6 protein-coding genes are annotated in these 5832 nt (G+C 71.0%); 2 read left to right on the forward strand and 4 right to left on the reverse strand.

Features of this window, described 5'->3' with window-relative positions:
* Positions 1–11 precede the first annotated feature (11 nt).
* The 4 genes from ACFVDM_RS20435 to ACFVDM_RS20450 are packed head-to-tail and all read right to left on the reverse strand — an operon-like array spanning position 12 to position 3863.
* Entirely contained in the window at positions 12–815 is an 804-nt protein-coding gene (locus ACFVDM_RS20435) for an ABC transporter permease (RefSeq protein WP_383641555.1), read from the reverse strand.
* On the reverse strand, positions 812–1819 hold the full coding sequence (locus ACFVDM_RS20440; protein WP_383641558.1) for an ATP-binding cassette domain-containing protein: 1008 nt from the start codon (positions 1817–1819) through the stop codon (positions 812–814). Before ACFVDM_RS20440 ends, ACFVDM_RS20435 begins: the two co-directional genes overlap by 4 nt.
* Entirely contained in the window at positions 1816–3081 is a 1266-nt protein-coding gene (locus ACFVDM_RS20445) for a macrolide family glycosyltransferase (RefSeq protein WP_383641561.1), read from the reverse strand. Before ACFVDM_RS20445 ends, ACFVDM_RS20440 begins: the two co-directional genes overlap by 4 nt.
* Before the next feature lie 32 nt (positions 3082–3113).
* A complete protein-coding gene (locus tag ACFVDM_RS20450; protein ID WP_383641564.1) occupies positions 3114–3863 on the reverse strand; it encodes a thioesterase II family protein in 750 nt (249 codons plus the stop codon).
* Between the two features lie 268 nt (positions 3864–4131).
* Here ACFVDM_RS20450 and ACFVDM_RS20455 point away from each other — a divergent pair, with 268 nt between their 5' ends.
* Both ACFVDM_RS20455 and ACFVDM_RS20460 read left to right on the forward strand, forming a co-directional pair.
* Complete coding sequence (locus ACFVDM_RS20455) at positions 4132–5511, forward strand: NDP-hexose 2,3-dehydratase family protein (protein ID WP_383641567.1); 1380 nt, start codon at positions 4132–4134, stop codon at positions 5509–5511.
* 57 nt (positions 5512–5568) lie between these two features.
* Complete coding sequence (locus ACFVDM_RS20460) at positions 5569–5814, forward strand: DUF5988 family protein (RefSeq protein ID WP_383641570.1); 246 nt, start codon at positions 5569–5571, stop codon at positions 5812–5814.
* Positions 5815–5832 lie beyond the last annotated feature (18 nt).

Here is a 5832-nt window from a genome sequence, read left to right on the forward strand (position 1 = left end):
ACCGGGTCTCCTCAGACCCGTCGCCGATACGCTTGTATGGCCAGTGGGGCGAAGACCGCGGTCATCGCCACGGCCCAGCCGGCCGTCCACCACACCGAGCTTCCGACCGGACCGCCCGTGACCAGCGCGCGCAGCGCGGTCGCCTCCTGCGAGATCGGGTTGATGTCGGCCCAGGTCTGCAACCAGCCCGGCATGGTGTCCGTCTTGACGAACACGTTGCTGCAGAAGGTCAGCGGGATCGCCAGCACCCCGCTGAACATGTGCACGGTGGTGGCGGACTTGGCGGCGAGGCCGACCAGCATGGACAGCCAGGCCAGGCCCGCGGCGAACACCATGGCCAGCACCAGCCCGGCCAGCAGCTTCCAGACGCTGGTGCGCACCTCGAAGCCCTGGAGCGCGCCCACCGCCAGCAGCATCAGCAGCCCGACCCCGACCCGCACCAGGGTGCCGATCAGATGGCCGATCAGCGGGGCGATCCGGGCGATGGGCAGGCTGCGCAGACGGTCGAAGAGACCGTTGGCGATGTCCTGGTGCAGCCCGGTTCCGGTGGTGAGGACGGCGGTGACCGACGACTGCACGATCAGGCCGGGCAGCGCGAACTGGAGGTAGGCGTCGGTGTCCCCGGCGATGGCCCCGCCGAAGACGTACACCAGCAGCGCGATCACGATCAGCGGCTGGACGACGGCGAAGCCGATGATCTCGCCCGGGTTGGCCTTGAGGTGCATCAGGTTGCGGCCGCCCAGGGTCAGGCAGTGCCGGGTCACCGTCAGCAGGCTCAGCCGGTGCTTGGGTGCGGGCGCGGTGAGCGCGGTCATCGGATGCTTCCTTCCGCCGGCGCGGCCGGCGCGGTTCCCGCGGTGGCCAGCTCGGCCACCCGGTCGCGTTCCTTGCGGCCCTTGCTCCCGGTCAGCGACAGGAACACCTCGTCCAGGCTGGGCCGGCGCAGGGCCAGTTCGGTGACCTCGATGCCCGCCTCGTCCAGGCGCCGCAGCACCGCGCTCGGCAGGGCCGTGTCATTGATCTGGATGCGGAGCGTGCCGCCCTCCCCGGCCGGGCGGATCCCGCTGATCTCCTCGACGATCCGCCGGGTGGCGTCCAGATGGACGGCGTCCGCCGGCTGGATCTCCAGCGTCTGCCGGTCGGTCTTCGCCTTGAGCTCCTCGGGGGTGCCCTTGGCGATGGCCGTGCCGCCGTCGATCACCACGATGTCGTCGGCCAGCTGGTCGGCCTCGTCCATGTACTGCGTCGTCAGCAGCACCGTCGAACCGTTCGTGACGAGCCGGCGCACGATGTCCCACAGCTCGTTGCGGCTCTCCGGGTCGAGACCGGTCGTCGGCTCGTCCAGGAACAGCACCGACGGCTCGCCCACCAGACTGACCGCCAGGTCGAGCCGGCGGCGCATCCCGCCCGAGTACGTCGTCGCCTTGCGGTCACCGGCGTGGCTGAGCCCGAACCGCTCCAGGAGCTCCGCCGCCCGCTGCCGGGCGGCCGCCCGCTTCAGGCCCAGCAGCCGGGCCACCAGGGCGATGTTCTGGGCGCCGGTGAGCTGTTCGTCGATCGCCGCGTACTGGCCGGTGAGGCCGATGACGCGGCGCACCTCGTGCGGTTCGCGGGCGACGTCGTACCCGCAGACGCGGGCGGTCCCGCCGTCGGGCGACATCAGCGAGGCGAGGATCCGCACCGCCGTCGTCTTCCCCGCCCCGTTCGGGCCGAGGACCCCGAGGACGGTGCCCTCGCGCGCCTCCAGGTCGAGCCCGCTGAGCGCGGTGACCTCGCCGAACCGTTTGACGAGGCCCTCGGTCTCGATGGCGTACGTCATCGGACACCCGCGTTCGCCGGGGCGCCGGGCAGAGCTGCCGTGTCCTTCATGATGGTGTCTCCAGGTGTCACGTAGGAATCGTTGAGCCAGCCGTCGATCACCTGCGCGGCCCGGCCCGGTCCTCCCGCGGCCAGCAGGTCCATGCGCATCCGGGCGACGCCGCGGCGGATCGCGGGATCGGTGGCCACGTGCTCGACCGCGGCCCGCACCCGCTCGGCCGTGACGTCCTCGCCCGGCAGCTCCACGCCCAGCCCCAGTTCGGTGACGCGCGCCGCGTTGACGCGGTCCTCCGGGGTGTAGGTGACGATCACCAGCGGGATGCCGAACGACAGGGACTCCAGGATGGTGCTCATCCCGGAGTGGCAGACCACGGCCGACGCGTGCGGCAGGACGGTCCCGAACTCCAGCCACTCGTGCATCTCCACCCGGCCCGGTGCCGGAGGCTCCGCGGGCAGATTGCCGGGGCCGACCGCCACCACCAGATGCCAGTCCGTGTCCGCGAAGGCCGCCCCGCAGGTCGTGAAGAAGTCCGGGCGGTCGTTGACCTCGGTGCCGAGCGTGATCAGCGCCACCGGTCCGTCCCCGCTCCCGGACGGCCGCGACCACGAACCCGTACCGGTCCGGCCGGCCGGAACACTGTGCCCGGTGAACGTGTACCGCTCGTCGAAGGTCTCGCCGAGCGGCTGGAACTCCCTCGGCAGCAGCACCAGATTGCGTTCGTCGAAGTTGGCCATGAACGGCCACACCGCGTCCCGCTCCTCGCCCTCCCCGGCCAGGAAGTCCGCCACCAGGTCGATGCACTTCCCGAGGTTCTCGTCGGCCCCGGAGAACACCTCCATGGCCAGCGAGTAGTGCTCGTTCGAAGCGACGTACGGGAACAGCTGCGCCGTCGGCCGGCCCCAGCGCCGGGCCGCGGTCCGCGCGGTGAAGAAGCTCTCCAGGTCGTACAGGATCAGATCCGGTACGTCGTCCGCGAACGCCTCCAGCGTGCGCGGCAGGATCACGTCCATCGACTCCCGCAGGAACCCCAGCCCCAGCGCGCCGATGTCCTCGCCGGTCACATAGCCGGTGCCGAGCCGGCCGCGCCGCGAGGGATAGCCGACGAAACCGGCCCCGGCGGCCTTCACCGGCCCCGCCATGCGCTCGTCCAGCACATAGCTGACCCGGTGGCCGAGCGCCATCAGCAGACGGCTGAACTCCAGCGTCGGATTGACGTGCCCGTGCCCCGGAAAGACCAGGATCGCCACGTGCTTCCCGCTCATGGACGACTGCTCCCGACTCCTCGCCCGGCCGCTCATCGCAGGGCCGGCTCGTGCAGCCGCTCGCCGATGACCTTGATGACGTCGGCGGCGTGGTCGATCAGGTAGAAGTGACCGCCCGCGTACGTACGCAGCTCGAACCCGCCGTCCGTGTGCGCGCTCCAGGCCGCCACCTCGTCGTGGTCCGCCTTCGGGTCGCTGTCGCCGGCCAGGACGGTGACCGGGCAGCGCAGCGCCGGGCCCGGGGTGTAGCGGTACGTCTCCGCCGCCCGGTAGTCGTTGCGGATCGCCGGCAGCACCATCCGCAGCAGCTCCTCGTCGCCGAAGACCCGCTGGTCGGTGCCGCTCAGCCCGCGCAGCTCGCGGATCATGCCGTCGTCGTCGCGCTGGTGCACCCGCTCGTCGCGGACCCGCGACGGGGCACGCCGGCCGGAGGCGAACACCCGCAGCGGGAACAGCCCCCGGCGCTCCAGCCGGACACCCACCTCGAACGCGAGCGTCGCGCCCATGCTGTGCCCGAAGAGCGCGAACGGCCGGTCGACGGAGGCCGCGACGGCCTCGCACACCCGGTCGGCCAGCACGCCCAGGTCGTCGATCATCGGCTCGTTGCGCCGGTCCTGACGGCCCGGGTACTGCACGGCCAGCGCCTCGACCCGCGGGCTCAACGCCTGCGCCACCGGGCGGTAGAAGGAGGCCGAACCTCCCGCGTGCGGCAGGCACACCAACTGGACCGCCGCTTCGGAACTCGGAAAGTAGCGCCGGATCCACACATCGGTGTCGCTCATGTCGGCCTCTCTCGTCGCGAGCACGGCCGGGGTCCGGGGAGGGGCGGGAGCACATGTCCCGTCGGCCGCTGCTGTCTAGGGAAAGTGGCCGACCGGCCTCGCGGCAGTGCCTCGGCGGGGATCTGAGTGAACACCTAGACCGGCCCGGACCCTCTGGGTCAGCTCCCGGGGCCGTGTTCACCTGGTACGCGACGCCATGGGCCGGACCCGGTCGACCGACCGGAACAAGGAGCGCCGCCCCACCGACAGACGAACCGGGGGAGACACCATGCCGCTGACCACCGGGCCGCGTGTGCTGCGTCATGCGGACACGACCCTGCAGACCCGTCTCGCGGAGTCGGCCCGTGCCACGGAGGGCGTGGCCACCAGTCCCGAACAGTTCGAGAAGTGGTACGCCGAACGCTGCGCGGCCCAGGTCCAGGAGGTCACCCGGGTCCCGTTCGACCAGCTGCGCAACTGGTCCTTCGCCGAGGACACCGGCCATCTGGTGCACGACAGCGGCCGGTTCTTCTCCGTGGCGGGCCTGCGCGTCGAGGTCGACGAGGACCCGGTGCGCGAGTGGGCCCAGCCCATCATCCTCCAGCCGGAGATCGGTCTCCTCGGCATCGCCGTACGCGAGATCGACGGCGTCCTGCATCTGCTCATGCAGGCCAAGGCCGAGCCCGGCAACCCCAACGGCGTCCAGCTCTCGCCCACCGTGCAGGCCACCAAGAGCAACTACACCGGCGTCCACCGGGGCCGGCTCGTCCCGTACGTGGAGCACTTCGCGAAGGCCGACCCGCGGACCGTCGTCGCCGACGTCCTCCAGTCCGAGCACGGCGCCTGGTTCTACCGCAAGCGCAACCGCAACATGGTCATCGAGGTCGGCCCCGACGTCGAGGCCGGCGAGGACTTCTGCTGGCTGACGCTCGGCCAGGTGCGCGAGCAGATGCGCATCGACCACCGGGTCAACATGGACGCCCGCACCGTCCTGTCCTGCCTCCCCGGCGCCACCGCCGACGAGGGCAGCCTGCACACCGACACCGAACTCCTCAGCTGGATCACCTCGAACCAGGCCGTCCACGATGTGCAGACCACCGTCGTCGGCCTACGGGACCTGCCCGGCTGGAAACTCACGGACTCGTCGATCTCCCACGAGCGCGGCCTCTTCTTCAGCGTCATCGGCGTGGACGTCGTCGCCAACAGCCGCGAGGTGGGCGGCTGGACCCAGCCGCTCATCGAACCCCACGGCGTCGGCGTCGCCGCCCTGCTCGTCAAACGGTTCGACGGGGTGCTGCACGTCCTGCTGCGCGCCCGCATCGAACCCGGCTACATCGACGCCATCGAACTCGCCCCGACCGTGCAGGGCACCCCGGAGAACCACGCCTACCTCGGCGGCCTCGTCCACGCGCAGCTGATCGACGCCGAACGCCGGATGCGTACCGACCGGGTGCTGTTCGACGCCGAGATGTCGGAGGAGGGAGGCCGCTTCCACCACTCCCGCAGCCGCTACATGATCATCGAGGTGGGCGACGACCACCCGGACGAGGAGCCGCCCGGCTTCCTCTGGACGGCACTGCCCCAGATCACCTGGCTGCTCCAGCACCGCCACTACCTCAATGTGCAGGCCCGCACCCTCATCGCCTGCCTGCACGCCTGCACGGACTGACCCATCCGTCGTCCGACACCGCACCGTCACGATCCCGGCAGACAGAAGGGGTATCCCATGAGCGGAAAAACCGAGCAGAGCGAGGCCGTCCGCACCGTCCGCGTGACCCTGGTCGGCGGCCCGGCCGACTTCCCCCAGGCCGACCGGACGATCCACGTCAGCGAGGCCGAGGCGCAGCAGAAGATCAAGATCAAGTACTACGGCGGCTACCAGCACTTCGAGCCCTCCGACGAGCTGGGCGGCTCCAGGGGCCCGGCGTCGAGGATCTTCCGCTGGACCGGTTTCACCAAGATCGCGGAATAGTCGGGAGCGGCGCGCCCT

Origin of the sequence: Streptomyces sp. NPDC057682, assembly GCF_042799575.1 — a bacterium.
Lineage (GTDB): Bacteria > Actinomycetota > Actinomycetes > Streptomycetales > Streptomycetaceae > Streptomyces.

Coding starts and splice junctions, on each gene's coding strand:
- ACFVDM_RS20435 (WP_383641555.1), bottom strand. CDS start 815: ATGACCGCGCTCACCGCGCCCGCACCCAAGCACCGGCTGAGCCTGCTG.
- ACFVDM_RS20440 (WP_383641558.1), bottom strand. CDS start 1,819: ATGACGTACGCCATCGAGACCGAGGGCCTCGTCAAACGGTTCGGCGAG.
- ACFVDM_RS20445 (WP_383641561.1), bottom strand. CDS start 3,081: ATGAGCGGGAAGCACGTGGCGATCCTGGTCTTTCCGGGGCACGGGCAC.
- ACFVDM_RS20450 (WP_383641564.1), bottom strand. CDS start 3,863: ATGAGCGACACCGATGTGTGGATCCGGCGCTACTTTCCGAGTTCCGAA.
- ACFVDM_RS20455 (WP_383641567.1), top strand. CDS start 4,132: ATGCCGCTGACCACCGGGCCGCGTGTGCTGCGTCATGCGGACACGACC.
- ACFVDM_RS20460 (WP_383641570.1), top strand. CDS start 5,569: ATGAGCGGAAAAACCGAGCAGAGCGAGGCCGTCCGCACCGTCCGCGTG.